This window comes from Methanomicrobiales archaeon HGW-Methanomicrobiales-1 (assembly GCA_002839675.1).
Lineage (GTDB): Archaea > Halobacteriota > Methanomicrobia > Methanomicrobiales > Methanospirillaceae > Methanoregula.
The window spans coordinates 31885-46186 of sequence record PGYM01000002.1; the positions used below are offsets into that span (position 1 = coordinate 31885).

General features: G+C 51.5%; 11 protein-coding genes. 5 read left to right on the top strand and 6 right to left on the bottom strand.

Features of this window, described 5'->3' with window-relative positions:
- Nucleotides 1-27: 27 nt before the first annotated feature.
- A complete protein-coding gene (locus CVV30_06250) occupies nt 28-303 on the bottom strand; it encodes a hypothetical protein (GenBank protein ID PKL69175.1) in 276 nt (91 codons plus the stop codon).
- Nucleotides 300-956 (bottom strand): hypothetical protein, encoded by a 657-nt coding sequence (locus CVV30_06255; GenBank protein PKL69176.1) that lies wholly within the window; start codon nt 954-956, stop codon nt 300-302. The genes CVV30_06250 and CVV30_06255 overlap by 4 nt, the downstream gene beginning before the upstream one ends.
- Nucleotides 957-1159: 203 nt before the next feature.
- Between CVV30_06255 and CVV30_06260 the strand changes: the two genes are divergently transcribed.
- On the top strand, nt 1160-3661 hold the full coding sequence (locus CVV30_06260) for a TIGR03768 family metallophosphoesterase (GenBank protein ID PKL69177.1): 2502 nt from the start codon (nt 1160-1162) through the stop codon (nt 3659-3661).
- A 357-nt stretch (nt 3662-4018) separates the two neighbouring features.
- On the opposite strand, the gene CVV30_06265 is transcribed toward CVV30_06260, so the two are convergent.
- From CVV30_06265 to CVV30_06275, 3 genes are all read right to left on the bottom strand, one after another.
- Nucleotides 4019-4870, bottom strand: a complete 852-nt coding sequence (locus tag CVV30_06265; protein PKL69178.1) for a hypothetical protein — start codon at nt 4868-4870, stop codon at nt 4019-4021.
- Nucleotides 4871-5095: 225 nt separating this feature from the next.
- On the bottom strand, nt 5096-6346 hold the full coding sequence (locus CVV30_06270) for an aldo/keto reductase (GenBank protein PKL69179.1): 1251 nt from the start codon (nt 6344-6346) through the stop codon (nt 5096-5098).
- Between the two features lie 110 nt (nt 6347-6456).
- On the bottom strand, nt 6457-8532 hold the full coding sequence (locus CVV30_06275) for a peptidase (protein ID PKL69753.1): 2076 nt from the start codon (nt 8530-8532) through the stop codon (nt 6457-6459).
- Nucleotides 8533-8685: 153 nt separating this feature from the next.
- Between CVV30_06275 and rbcL the strand changes: the two genes are divergently transcribed.
- The 3 genes from rbcL (at nt 8686) to CVV30_06290 (ending at nt 11543) form a co-directional block, all read left to right on the top strand.
- Nucleotides 8686-9978, top strand: coding sequence for a type III ribulose-bisphosphate carboxylase (rbcL, locus tag CVV30_06280; protein ID PKL69180.1), 1293 nt, complete (start codon nt 8686-8688; stop codon nt 9976-9978).
- A 683-nt stretch (nt 9979-10661) separates the two neighbouring features.
- Complete coding sequence (locus CVV30_06285) at nt 10662-10856, top strand: hypothetical protein (GenBank protein ID PKL69181.1); 195 nt, start codon at nt 10662-10664, stop codon at nt 10854-10856.
- A gap of 126 nt (nt 10857-10982) precedes the next feature.
- The gene (locus CVV30_06290; GenBank protein PKL69182.1) at nt 10983-11543 is read left to right on the top strand and encodes a hypothetical protein; all 561 of its coding nucleotides are present in this window, start codon (nt 10983-10985) and stop codon (nt 11541-11543) included.
- Between the two features lie 336 nt (nt 11544-11879).
- Here the strand turns inward: CVV30_06290 and CVV30_06295 are convergent, their stop codons facing one another.
- Entirely contained in the window at nt 11880-12917 is a 1038-nt protein-coding gene (locus CVV30_06295) for a site-specific DNA-methyltransferase (protein ID PKL69183.1), read from the bottom strand.
- A gap of 108 nt (nt 12918-13025) precedes the next feature.
- Here CVV30_06295 and CVV30_06300 point away from each other — a divergent pair, with 108 nt between their 5' ends.
- On the top strand, nt 13026-14132 hold the full coding sequence (locus CVV30_06300; protein ID PKL69184.1) for a hypothetical protein: 1107 nt from the start codon (nt 13026-13028) through the stop codon (nt 14130-14132).
- Nucleotides 14133-14302 lie beyond the last annotated feature (170 nt).

Below are 14302 nucleotides of genomic sequence, written 5' to 3' on the forward strand. Positions count from 1 at the left end.
CGGGACAAGACAACCGTCCCAGGATTCCTACAGCTTAAATTCCGGTGTGGCATCGAAGAGTTTTTGGTACAGCGAGGAGAAGAGCCCGATATACTCTGCCGCTGCCGGTGTCACATGATAACGGGTCTTTTCCCCTTCGGTTACCAGGGCGAGATATCCCCTCGCCACCAGGAATTCAAGGTAATCCTGCCCGGTCTTTGAGTTCAGGTCACACCGGTTGATAATGCCGGTGAAGGATCGCGGGGATTTGCAATAGACAAGGATCTCCCAGTAGATCTCGTACACGGTCCGCCGTCCACTCATTGCTCATCCAGCCCCAGCGTCTTTTTTAAGGTGCATTCCGATTCATCGATCTCATGGAGGCGACGGTCCCAGACTTTTGCGAATTTCGAGAAATAATACGACGAGAGCAGGCTTGCCAAGGCAATGCCGAGCGTGAGGAGCATGGCGGGGATGAGAAGGAGATTATCGAGCGTGAACGCAAAACCGCCCGCTGATACGGACAGGGCTTTGAGACTGTGGGCGATCCCGAGCACAAAGAAGCATCCCCCGCCCAGCGTGCAGACAAGGATCATGGTCCGGATTGTCTTGTGATTATCCCGGTAATGGGCGAGCATCCGCACGATTAGGCAGGTAAGGCGCTCGTCCGTGATTGCATCGCCGGCTTTTTCGAGATCATCTTTGATCGTAACGATACCCTCAAAGATCCTGACCGTTGAGAGTATCCAGCGGATACCGAGCCCGAAACAGATCAGGGCTATCGCCCCGGTGAAGATCCGTAACCCGGGGATCATGGGAAACCCGGGGATGAGCGGGTCGATGGTCTGACTGAGAATGGCAGTAACCATGTACTGCACGCCAATTGCGATCGCAATGGCTGCAAAGACGAGGTTGAGGAGCGATACCAGATAGAATTGCCGGATTTCGGTTCGGAACTGGCTGAGTACTGGATTCATGATTCACCGGCTTATGTGTACTTTGGCGTTCTGCAAATAAAGAGCATGAAACTAAGTTACGTAGCCGGCATTCTGGGGGGGATTTCCACGACCCGGCCTGGGTAAAAAAAAAACCAAAAAGAATCATTGATTAAAGAACGGTGCATAACTATCATGTTTTTGGACAATAACAATTGAAATCCTTAAACCCGGGAGAATGTTATATGCACGAGCGCGCAGTCCCTGCGATAATTATTATAGGTCTTTTGGTATTCATGACTCTCGCCGTGACTGTCGTTGCGGCAGCGGTACCCAGTTATCCAATAGATTCCACCGTAAAAACAACCGCCGACAGGACCGTTAGTATTGCTCCCAATGTCACGCCAAGGCCCACACTTATACGTCCTGATGATGTTGCAAACTATACCAACTATGGTTACGGTAGCTGGATATACGGCCCGCCGCTGAGTTATCCAAAAAGACTGGATATTATGCCAGCCGGATATACCGCCGGTTCCGTGACCCATACGAGCAAACTAGTTCACTTCTTTACCATAACCGATATCCATATTACCGATGAAGAAACTCCTGCATCAGCGATATGGTTTGGCCTCTTCGGCGGTGTTTCTTCGGGATATTCACCGGTTATGCTCCTGTCGACACAGGTTTTCGACGCGGCCATCCAGACAATAAACGCCCTGCACCTGCAGGATCCGTTTGATTTCGGGATCTCGCTTGGCGATGCCGCCAACAACAACCAGTACAATGAAGTGCGATGGTATATTGATGACCTGGATGGGAAGGAGATAGACCCGGATTCCGGTATAATAGATGATCCGATCGATGGGCCACTCAACGATTATCAGGATAAATTCCAGCCAGCCGGAATTAATTCATCGATCAAGTGGTACCAGACGCTCGGCAACCACGATCATTTCTATACGGGTTTCCTGCGACAGGATGCTTATTCCCGACAGACGTATACCGGCCTGGATCTTCTCAACCATGGAAATGTATTTGGCGTCGCTGACGGGGTCAACAGCCGGGGTATGTGGATGGGGACAATAAACGGTACTACCCGCAATGGTACGGCGTATGGTGCCGGCTTTAACGATTCCTTCTCCACCCCGCCGCAGGTACTTGCGGCCGACCTGAACCGCACATCTCTCACAACGTCGCAGTGGATGTCCGAATTTTTTAATACCACAACATCCCCCGTGGGACACGGGTTCAGCCAGGCCGACGCAGCAACAGGGTTTGCCTGCTATTCGTTTGAACCAAAGCCCGGCATCAAGATGATCGTTCTCGACGATACCCAGAACGAGACCGATTCCGTGGATCCCACGTCTTACGGGTATGGACATGGAACAGTTGATAAGGCTCGTTATGACTGGCTGGTAAACGAGCTTGACGCGGGTCAGCGGGACGGCAAGCTCATGATCATCGCTGCGCATGTACCGATAGGTGTATTAGATCCGTCAAATGATGCGAGCTGGAGTAATTATTCGTATCGGAAAGAGGATCAGATAATTGCCAAACTACATACCTACCCGAACTTCATCCTGTGGATCGCGGGACATCTTCATCTGAATCAGGTATCCGCATTTCCATCGCCTGATTCCAGCCATCCCGAATATGGATTCTGGGAGGTCCAGACCTCATCATTACGGGATTATCCCCAGATGTTCCGCATGTTTGAGATTTACCGCAACAGCGACAGTACCGTTTCAATCATGATAACGGACGTCGATCCCGCAGTTGATCCGGCGGTTGATCCGGCGGTTGGTAGAGGGTCGCTTGCCAATCTGTCGCGTTCGTATGGTGTCACCGCTCAGCAGATCTTCGTCAATCAGATGAACCCATCACCGAATGGTTCATACAATGCAGAACTTTTCAAAACATTAACTGCTCCTCCAGCTCCACCATCGGTACCTCCGGGTGACGGTGACTCCAGAACGGCCCCTGTCACCACCGGCCCCGCCGGGCAGGCAAGCGTAACCATAAAGACCAATGATCTTGGCCAGACCATCGCGCCTTACACCGTCCAGACAACAACACTATCTCCAATCGAGGTGACGGTCGACGTCCCGCAGTCAACAAAAGCCCTTGCAGCTGATGGAGGGCATTTAGGCGAAGTAACGGTAACCCCTCTCTCGCAGGAGGCAGTTACCGCAATCGCCGGGACAACCGCACCGGCAGGCATGGTCTTCACGGCAGGAGGCCTCGGGGTTGAATGTACGCCAGCAGGAGCAACTTTCGATCACCCGGTTTCCATCACGTTTACCATGACTGAGACCCAGTGGGGTGCCGCTCTTTCACAGGCAGGAGGAAAAGCTGAGGCGATAACGATCCAGTATTACGATACCACAACAAAATCCTGGGTATCTCTCCCGACATCCGCTGCAACCACAGCCCGCTCCGTTACTGCTACAACGAACCATTTCAGCCTCTTTGCGGTATTTGTAAAGACCTCCACCGGCTCTGTACCCACACAGACCACCTATTCCGGGGAGACACCGACACCGGTCGCGGTGGTTCCCACAACGGCAGCAGTCGTCACCACCGCAACTCCCGTTCCCGTATCCCCGCCAGCCGAGCCCCAGCTGCCGGTTGTGACGATTGTCGCCATCATCGCAGGGATCGCAGTCATCATCGCGGGAGCCCTGCTCCTGAGACGCTGGTGGATACGCAGGCAGAACCCTGCTTTGTTCCGAAAGTACGACTGATTCGCTACAACTGGTGACAACCAACCGGCAGCAATTGCCGGATACAATCCTTTTTAAAAATAATTTTCAATGAAAGAAATTACAGTGTTTTCTCTTGTACAGGAAACTGAAATTAAAAACGTTTTTTGTAAAAAGGTTTGCGAGATTTGATCTGAAATTGGATTCACGATCGAATCAAAAGGTTGTTTGAGCTTGTGATTTCCTAAGGAGGGTTCCCCGCCTCTGGGGTTCTCCGAGGCACGGCGGGGCAATGGGTTTTATTTTTTTAGTCATTGAAACCGCCACACATGAAACCCCTTCGGGGTACTCCAAATCTTTTTTTAATATTCTTATATGAAAAAGTGTGCGTTGGAAGAGTTAGGGATTAACTCGAATATTTGATAGTATAAAGAAGATAAAACTGATAATAAATGGAATAAGAATGATTGTAAATATAAAAATTATTTTTTCTCTCTTAATTTTCTCTATCTGCGCGTGTTCGGGACCCATAAAAAATTCAATGCAGGGGTATAATTTTTCAATATAACTGACGAGGGGCCAGACGATAAAGAGTGACATATATAATCCAATAAATGAGAGTATTCCAAATGATAGAAGAAAATTCTTACCTGGCCAAAAAAAATAGATTAGAGATGTTAGAATGTAAGCTGAAGATACTCCAATAATCAATCCTGAAAATAATTCAAAAAATCGTTTATTCTTATATATCCATGTATCTTGATTTTGCCAATTATCAATTAATTCATTAATCTGATTAAAAATGCCATTGACCCAAACTTCATCGCTTCCCGATACAGCTACATAGTTGTTATTATAACTACAATCTATGTGGTGGTGAAGTTTTACATGAATTCTACCATTATTTATTCGCGTATAGGTAATTTCTATTGAAGTAATTTTTTTATTTAATAAATTATCTCCCTCTATGATGTCGATGTTTGAACCGTTGACACTATTATTTTCCCAAATGGTTTCAAAAGAGATACGTGGTTTATCGGCAGGGTAAGATATTTGATCTAATTCATCTTTTTTTATCTCGTTCTTTAAATATTTTTCTTTAGCAAGGTCATAAGCATTTTTAGCCTCATTATAGAGTCCCAAAATTTTTAAATAATCATCATATATGAATCTCGCAAGTTCGCGGGCATTTTGAACTTTTATTACTTTATATTTAATCTTACGTTGTTTTGAAAGACAAACATTTTCCATATCATTTGAAAATTAGAGATTTGAATTAAAAAAAGGTTCCTAAAATAAAATATATTGAATTTAAAAACCGCAAAGATAAATTTAGTAAAATAAAATAAAAAAATACGTAATTATGGGTTAAAAGTCAGTCATAATAAGGAACCGATTGATCTATACGCGGTCACGCTTCTCTAACTCGTCCACTGCACAACCGCCATCTTTCAAAGCCGTGAAAAAAACCCGAATCTACTTCCTCCCCACCACCGCCCGCTTAACCCGTCCCCCCATTCCCATCAACCACATCGCCCCGCCCATCACCGCTTTCATCGCAAACCGCTTGGCAACCATACCCCTGCCTTCCATGACAGCCGAGACTTCTTCGAGACGCTGCTGGATGGGAATATGCTGCGGGCAGATCCGTTCGCATTTCCCGCAGTGCTTACACAGCCCGGCATAGGAAGGGGTATCCCCCATTATCCCGCCGAGACGGCCGATGTAGAGAAACTTGTTCTCCCGGCTGTGCGGGAAGAACGCGGTGTTGTTGTAGAACGCAAAGCACTCCGGGATGTTGACGCCCGCCGGGCAGGGCATACAGTAGCGGCAGCCGGTACAGTCCACCTTCATTAACCGCCGGTAGGTCTGGCGGGCCTCTTCGAGCACCGCGAGGTCGGCTTCGGTGATCGAACCCGGCAACGCGGTCTCTGCCACCCGCAGGTTCTCTTCGATATGGGCCTCCTCGTTCATGCCCGAGAGGACGACCGTGACTTCCGGATGGTTCCAGACCCAGCGCAATCCCCACTCCGCAGCGTTCCGCTTAATGGGTGCCTCATCCCAGATCTTCTGCACATCATCCGGCACATGGCCGGCAAGGTTCCCGCCCCGCAGCGGTTCCATCACCATGACGGCAATCTTCTTTGATGCCGCGTACTTCAGTCCCTCGATCCCGACCTGGTTGTGCTCATCGAGGTAATTGAACTGGATCTGGCAGAAGTCCCAGTTGTACGCATCGATGATCTCCCTGAATGTCTCCGTGTTGCTGTGAATCGAAAACCCGGCATTTTTTATCCGGCCATCTTTTTTTGCGGTATCGAGAAATTCGAGCACGCCGAGCCGCACGAGTTTTTCCCACGAGTCCTTGCCGAGACTGTGGAGCAGGTAGTAATCGATATGATCGGTGTTGAATATCTCCAGTTGTTCCGCGAGAATGCGGTCCATGTCAGCCCGGGAAAAGACCGACCAGGGCGGGAGTTTGGTAGCGAGCCGGACTTTCTCCCGGTAACCGTCGGTAAGCGCCCGACCGAGGATCGGCTCGCTCTTGCCGAAATGGTAGATAGGCGCGGTATCGACATAGTTGACGCCGTGATCGATCGCGTACCGGATCTGCCGGATTGCCCGTTCTTCATCAATGCCGCCGCCTTTTTTCATCGGCAGTCGCATACAGCCAAAGCCAAGGATGGAAAGTTTATCGCCGTTTTTTGGGACAGTGCGGTAGAGCATGGAAGTTCCTTACCGGAAATAGGTGCGGAAGCGGATAAGGATAATGGAGGGGAGAGGAGAGGGGGGAGGAGTTTGCCGGTTCATGAGAGCAAACATCCCGGTTGCGGGGATTATTTGGCCGGAACCGGGATGTGCAGGCGTTCGTAGAACACATCCATGCCGGGCTCTTTTCCTAAGAATCCCCGGAGCAGCACATCGCCGTCCTGCATGTTCCCCGGCTCAAGAATCCAGTGACGGTAATCCTGGCCGGTCGTCGTGTTGGTCAGGCCGTCGCTCCTGAAACGGGCATAGACATTCAGGGCGTACACTCTCGACCAGAGGTAACCATAGTAACCGGCATCGTAATCCCCCATGAAATGGCCGATGGTTGCCGGTTCATGGCCACCAGCGATCGGAGGGATCCCCATCATCTCTTCGTACATTGCATCAGAGATGTTGGTGACATCCACCGGACCGGTGGCGGTATGGAATGCCATATCCTCATTGGAGAACATGAGCTGGCGGGCATAGTAGATCCCCGCATCCAGATCGCGGGCCTCGATCATCCGGGTGCGGATATCAGCAGGAAGTTTCTGTGCAGGATCGGTGTACAGGCCGGAGATCGCATCGAGCACCTGCGGCTGCCATGCCCATTCTTCCAGCGCCTGCGAAGGGGTCTCGACAAAATCCCATTCAACATTGAAGCCCGACAGGGTGGAATACGGTGCACGGGTCAGGCTCACATGGAGGCCGTGGCCGAGTTCGTGGAAGAGCTCGATAACATCATCGTGCGAGAGCAGCGAGGGTTTGTCCCCCACCGGTGCCCGCACATTGCCGATGAGGACCGAGACCGGGATACTGTACGAACCATCAGGTCCTGCCCGGCCGACCTTCAACTGGGACATCATCATACCACCGTATTTTCCCTCGCGGGGAAAGAGGTCAACATAGAGATACGCAATCGTAGTTCCCGCAGTTGCATTCTCGATCCGGTAGAGTTTGACGCCATCTGCCCAGACTTTTGCGTCCTTCACCTCGACAAACCGGATCCCGAGAAGACCGGAGTACTGGTCAAAAACACCCTGCAGGGTTGCATCGAGCGGGAAATACGGCCGGATTTTCTCGTCATCAAGAGTATATTTTTCAACACGGACTTTTTCATCAACCCAGAAAATGTCCCAGGGCTCTAAAGTGGTGGCCGAAGGATCGATCTTTTTCTTTACCGCAAGGAGTTCTGCCATCTCCTGCCGGTTTTTTTGTATGAGGGGCTCTTTGAGTGCGGCAAGGAACGCAAGCACATTTTCTTTATTTCCTGCCATCCGCCCGTCAATACGGTAATCCGCCCATGTCGCATACCCGAGTTCTTTTGCGATCTCTTCCCGCAGGACAATGGCTTCTTCCAGCAGCCGGGTGTTCTCAACGGACTGGCGATTATTATACGCGTAATACATCCGCTTCCGGGTCTCCTCCCTGCCGGCACCCAGTATCACGGCTAAATAATCCGGATATTTTGTGGTGACAATATACGTTCCCCGGTCAGTCTGTTTGAAACCGGCAAGGATGTTTACCGGTACCCCCGACAGATCCTGCGGGGTAAACTCAAGGGTGGTATTGTCGTTGTTCAGATTGGTTGTGAACCGGCTCTCAAGCGAGGAGAGGTTTGCCATCATCTCCCGCACGTTTGCAAGCCGGTCGTCCGGCAGACGGAGACCGTTTTTCTCGAACCGCTGTATCGTCTTGTTGTATAACCGTGCTTCATCCGCATTGCGGGGAGTCAGGCCTTGCATTGCCGTATAGAGATCGCGGCGGGTGTAGACATTGACCATGAAGATCCCCGTCTTTTCTTCGCAGGCCGAGCCTTCTGCCGAGATCGCGGGATCGGGATAGAGATAACTCATCATCGACAGGGGCAAGGTTGCATCCGAAAAATCCCCCATGGCGTCTTCGAACCTGAGCAGGGTATTGTCCACCGTGCGGCCGGCCGGGGGAGTTGCGGCAATCGCGTCAAGCGTTGCATTCGCAGATACTAACGCTGCATCGCAGCGCTGCGCAATCTCGCCCGGGGCATACCGGGAACTGACCGGCTCCCGGGGATCAGGTGCTGTAAGGTTCGGTTGGATCCAGGGTGACGGGGAAACCGGCTGGGCTGCTGGTGACTTGCCAATGCCCGCGGGAAAAAACTGGGCAGTGAGCAGGACTAAGGACATCAGCACGACAAAGATAATAATCCCGTATTCAATTTTTTGCATGATCGTCACTGGTATCTGTGCATCTGAATATGATAAGCAGATGGTTATTGCGCCTGCCCCTACTGCAAGATTATTAATCATCCTCTCCTTTGATTGTTAATGGTGTTCTGAATGGCAATCGACTGGTACAAGGAATTTGTAAACCTCGGGTATACACCCGCAAAGGATGAACTCATCTGCCTCTTTTATTTCGAACCGGCAGCAGGCATCAGCCACGAAGAAGCAGCCGGGCGGATCGCGTCCGAGAGTTCAACGGGAACATGGACAACGCTATTTACCATGCCCCCCCGTATGAAGAAATTACAGGCAACCGTCTTTGAGATCGAAGGGAACTACACGAAGATCGCATACCCGCTCGCACTCTGGGAAGAGGGCAATGCGGTGCAGCTGCTCAGCGGGATTGCCGGCAACATCTTCGGGATGAAGGCGCTCAAAAATCTCCGGCTGATCGATGTCTCGTTCCCGGCCGCATACATCAAAAATTTCAAGGGACCGCACTTCGGCAACGACGGCATCCGCAAGATGATGAAGGTATATGATCGCCCTCTCACCGGTGCCGTGCCAAAGCCCAAGATCGGGTTCTCGGCACAGGAGCACGCCGATATCGCGTACGAGACCTGGATGGGCGGGTTTGATTTCGTCAAAGACGACGAGAACCTGACCTCGACCTCGTTCAACCGCTTTGAGGAACGCGTAAAGTTCATGACCAAACTGCGGGACAAGGCAATGAAGGAAACCGGTGAAGAGAAATCCGCGTATCTCAATATTTCCGCCGATGTCGAGACCATGAAGAAGCGGGCGCAGTTACTGGCCGACAATGGCTGGAACTTTGCGATGATCGATGTGGTTGTCGCAGGCACGGCAAGCGTCATGACGATGCGGGACTACTGCTCCGATCTCGGGCTGGGCATTCACGCCCACCGGGCCATGCACGCAACCTTTGACCGGAACAAAAAGCACGGCCTCACGATGCTGTTCCTGGCAAAACTCATGCGGCTCATCGGCGTCAGTCAGATCCACACCGGCACCGCGGTGGGAAAACTCGTTGGCACGAAAAAAGAAGCCATGCTGCTTGCCGATGTGCTGCGGGAGAGAAAGACCCACGGGGTTGAACATATGGCACTCGACCAGGACTGGGGCTCAATCAAAAACGCATTCCCGGTCTCATCGGGGGGACTGCACCCCGGGCTTGTTCCCGAAGTGCTGGACATCTACGGCTGCGAACTCGTGCTGCTCGTGAGCGGGGGCATCCACGGCCACCCGAAGGGCACCCGGGCGGGGGCAAAGGCAACCATGCAGGCGATTGAGGCATGGCAGGAAGGCGTCACGCTCGATGAGAAGGCCAAGAAGGCAAAGGAACTGGCCGAAGCCCTGAAGAAGTGGGGATATTACAAGCCCAAGTAAGTGCCGGAAGGTTCACCCTTTTTTTTAATTTTACTTGATGAACAACAATTCCTGCAAAAACAATACTGAGACTTTTAATATCAAAAACCTGACAACAGCATTTCCGTTCGGGGAGTCTGGTTCATCCCGGTAAAATATATGTATTCGGGAGGAGATGGGGTTGTTCCCGCATATCTGCCGTCAGGAGAACTTCCCGGAAAGAGAAAGGTCTTAAAAAAATTTCATGGTGATCGTGACAATTCACCGCTAATATCCATAGCAGTCCTTGCGGCAGAGACCACGATAATTAGTGCACGCCCAGTCTGGAAGCCCATCAGCTATGCAATCATCATATACCCACTCACAGGACATTTCGCAATAATCGTTGGTAGGAGCAGTAATCGCTTTCTGTGCCGGAAGATCCACGGCAAAGTAATGAACTCCTGCAACCAGAGATCCCGCGATCGATAAGCAGACCATGAATAGTACGAGCCGGCCAAGGGGCGTGCCGGTGGATTGTGAAGATGTCATTTGCGTCCTCTCCGAAATAACTGATAATATTCTTTTTTTTGTTTAATTACCTATAAAGGTGCGAGTCTGGAATTAAAAAAATGAAAAAAAGTTCCCCTGTCGTTCCGGGACAGGATGCTTAAAAAAAGTCCCCGACAGAAAAATTCATCATCTCCCATTCCCGATTGAAGAACATGCACGATATTGTGACCAGCAAAAAGATGGAGAACGGCATTGTTGTTTTCTGGAGCGAGAGAGGTGAGAAGAAAGATGAGTCCTTCAATTACTCAGAACTCGTCGACATGAAGATCAATGCACTCGATCTGCTCGAACGCCCGAAGTCTTACAAGGTTGACACTGCAGCGCACAAACTGATTGTGCAAAAATAAAAAACCAGAATATTGAAGGAAAACACAAATACAAAAAATAAGCGAACGCTATAATCTTTTTTTTGGAACAGTCATGCACCGCTCTTTGCCCGATCTCTTTTTCTCCTCATCTGCCAACAATCGTGCATGACCGGAGAATCTGATGCAGTTAAAACCGTAGCCGGGCTCATGGCACTCTCGGCACGGACCGCACCAAAGGCAGTAGGACTCGACTCAATCCATATCGAAATCCTGACCGGAAAAGAGCAGGAAAAACTCGGAAACCAGATGATCAAAGTCGGAAAAGAGATCAAGATGGACTTTTTCTGGATCAATGGCGAGCAGGTAAAAGTGAGTGACGTTACGCTCCTGATTGGGGTTGAAGGCCGGAAAGGCCTTGGTATCAATTGCGGCGGGTGCGGGCATGCAACCTGTGCAGAGATGGCAAAAGCCGTAAAAGCAGGAAAGAACGCAAAGGCGCTCTACCCGGGCCCGAACTGTGTGATGAAGATCACCGATCTCGGCATCGCGGTCGGTTCAGCGGTAAAAACCGCCAGCATCCACAACGTGGATAACCGGGTCATGTTCAGTGCCGGGGTTATCGCCCTGCAGCAGGGCCTGCTCAAAGGGTGCAGTGTTGCGTATGGCATCCCGCTCAAGGCATCCGGCAAGAATATCTTCTGGGACACGAAGTTTGCCGGGCACTGATGCTCATCTCTTTTTTTTTATTTTGCGATAGTGACCCCCTTTCTCCCCCAGAGGGGGAAGCAGCCCAAGGGGAGCATCCCCTTGACCCCCCTGACGGATCAAACGTCGATCTCCTTCTTAGCCCGGAAAACGCCCGACGAGGCGACCGAGCGACCCGAAGGGGTGGACATGCTCGTTTCACCAGAGCCGAATTGTGCTAATAAAAAAACGGCCATCAAATCGCCGCTGGGGCGCCCCGTCGGGGGCGGCGACGTTGATCGTATACGGGGGTATGGGGGTCTCAACCCCCATCTCTTTAATTCACTCAATATCTGCGTTACCCGCTAAAAAATTCCCTCACCCGTTTTTATTACGAGATTCCGGCTTCCCCGGGATCTCATATTTCTTCAGCGCCTTTTCAATCGCCCAGCGCCCGCGCCCGAGTGTCTCTCCCAGCGCAGCAATAATCGCTTTTTTGGTCTCGCCCCGGGCCCGGCGTTTCCTGAACTCCTTCGTGAGATACCGGATATCTTTGTCAGTCCAGGCTTTCCTCCGGTTTTTCCGTGGCTGGACAGCCGGTTCCCGCATCAGGGCTAAGAGATAACCGGGTTGCAGCGCCTCAATCTCCTTAATCCGGGTATCAAAGATCGCCGGTGAGATCTCAAAACCGGTTGCCCGGCGGTTAAGCCCGATGGCGGCTTTGACAGTGGAAAAACCCCCTAAGAAAAAGTCGCAGACAAGGTCTCCTTCGTTGCTGCTGTACTGGATCATTTTGGTCAGCAGTTCGGGAGGGAGCTCGTTCTTGTTCTTTACCATGCCGGGCTTGTACTCGCGGTTGATCTGCCAGACATCCTCGCGATCGGTATTATTGAGCGAGCCCCCGCCCCCGTTCTTCTCGCCAAGGCCGTACCGGGATTCGAGATTGAACGTCCTCCTGCCGCCGGGTTTTTCATAGAAGAGGATATGGTAATGGCTTGATACGAATTTCCTCCAAGTAAAGACGCCGAAGGGATATTTCCAGATGATATGGTTGACCTCTTTGAGGCCGGTCTTTCGCAGGGCATCGAGAATGTGGTAGAGATTCGTGTATCCCGAGACAATGTAGAGCGAGCCGCCAGGGCACAGCACCCGTTCAGCCTGGGCGATCCATTTCCGGGAGAACCTGCCGTACTCCTCCAGTGGAATCTCAACGTAACCGTCGACAACGAATTTCTCGTTGCGGTTGTAGTGCTTGTGGAGCGTATCGCCGTTGATGCCATACGGGGGATCGGTGATGATGAGGTCTACGGAATTGTCAGGGATGTACCGGGCGGCTCCGCTGATGCAGTCGCCGTTGTAAAACGTGCCAGCAGGGAGCGTGACAGAACGCAGATCAGGCCCGGACTTTTTTACCATTATAGTTCCATGAACCGGTTGGTGGCGAGGCTAGATAATAAATGGCAAAAAGACTGATGCTTAAAAAAGGTAAATTTCTTGTAAGAGAGCAAGAGATGAGATGATACTATGGGAATTCCGTACCTGAACAGTGATGAATCCATAATCCTGTCAACGCACAATGTCCTTGTCGATGCTGCGGTTTCAGAAATGATACTGACAAACGGGCGTCTCCTCATTGTGGACAGCGACAGTACCGTATCCCAGCATAAGGAGATACCGTTTGCTGCGATCGAGACCGTAACCACCATGGAAAGCGGGTCTGCTGACCCGGCGATATCGCTTGCGATTTTCACCCATGATTTGGGAACACGACCTATGCAACTGGTCTTTTCCCAGCAGCCCCGTTCCGACCGGACCAGCGAGCGGGATGAATGGGCGCAGAAGATCAAAGAGCAGATGGGTCTCCTGCCAGCCGGCACAGCCCCGGCCTATGTGGATTTTGCAGAGGATGAAGGAGAGGATCTGAAAAAACTGATCGGCTACAAATCCGAAGGCGCGCCCGCTGTTACCGAGGACAGAAATGTCCCAGTGGGCTCCGGCCCGAAACGGAAGACTTCACCCCGTTCCAGTGCTCCTGCATCAGCAGCATTGAACAAGAACATGGTCATTGCAGCCGGGGCAATCATTGTTATCATCCTGCTGGTTGCCGGTGCAGCATTCATCTACCCGGGTTTCCTGTCGGCAAAGAGCAGCGAACCTCAGCTTCCGGTAACACTGGTGCCTACACCTGGAGGCCCCCATCCAACAGTCCCAACACCGGTACTTACCGCTGAACCAACCCCGGTGGCAACCGCTGCTCCCGAACAGACACCCGCATCGCAGCCAACCGCGATTACCACACCCCAGCTCCAGACCGCTATACCAGCGAGCGGCGTCTGGGTACAAATCACGTACGACGGGGATTATACCGGATCGATTGGATCGGGTGGAAGAATGCGCGAAGTGAGCGGGACGGGCGGGCGTTTCTACCAGATATCGGCAGCCAGCACCGATATCATTGAGGTATCCATCCAGAAACTCGATACAACCGGCCTCCCGATGACCGTTGAGGTCTTCAATAACGGCGTGAAGGTCAGTGACAAGACTATCATCACTCCCAAAGGTACGCTGTCCATGACCGTAGATCTCAAAACAACCCCGGTACTTATCGCCACCCCTGCAGTTACTCAGTAACTTCACAGTTATCTAAAAAAAATCCCGGATGATACCCGGAAAACCAGAATTCTTTTTTTAATCCTGCCGGGGCCCGGGGGTCGTGGACATGATCCGGGGCATCAGGCACCGGCCCATGAAGTGGAGACCGGCAACATCCCCTGCAACGAATATAACTGCGGGATTTGCAT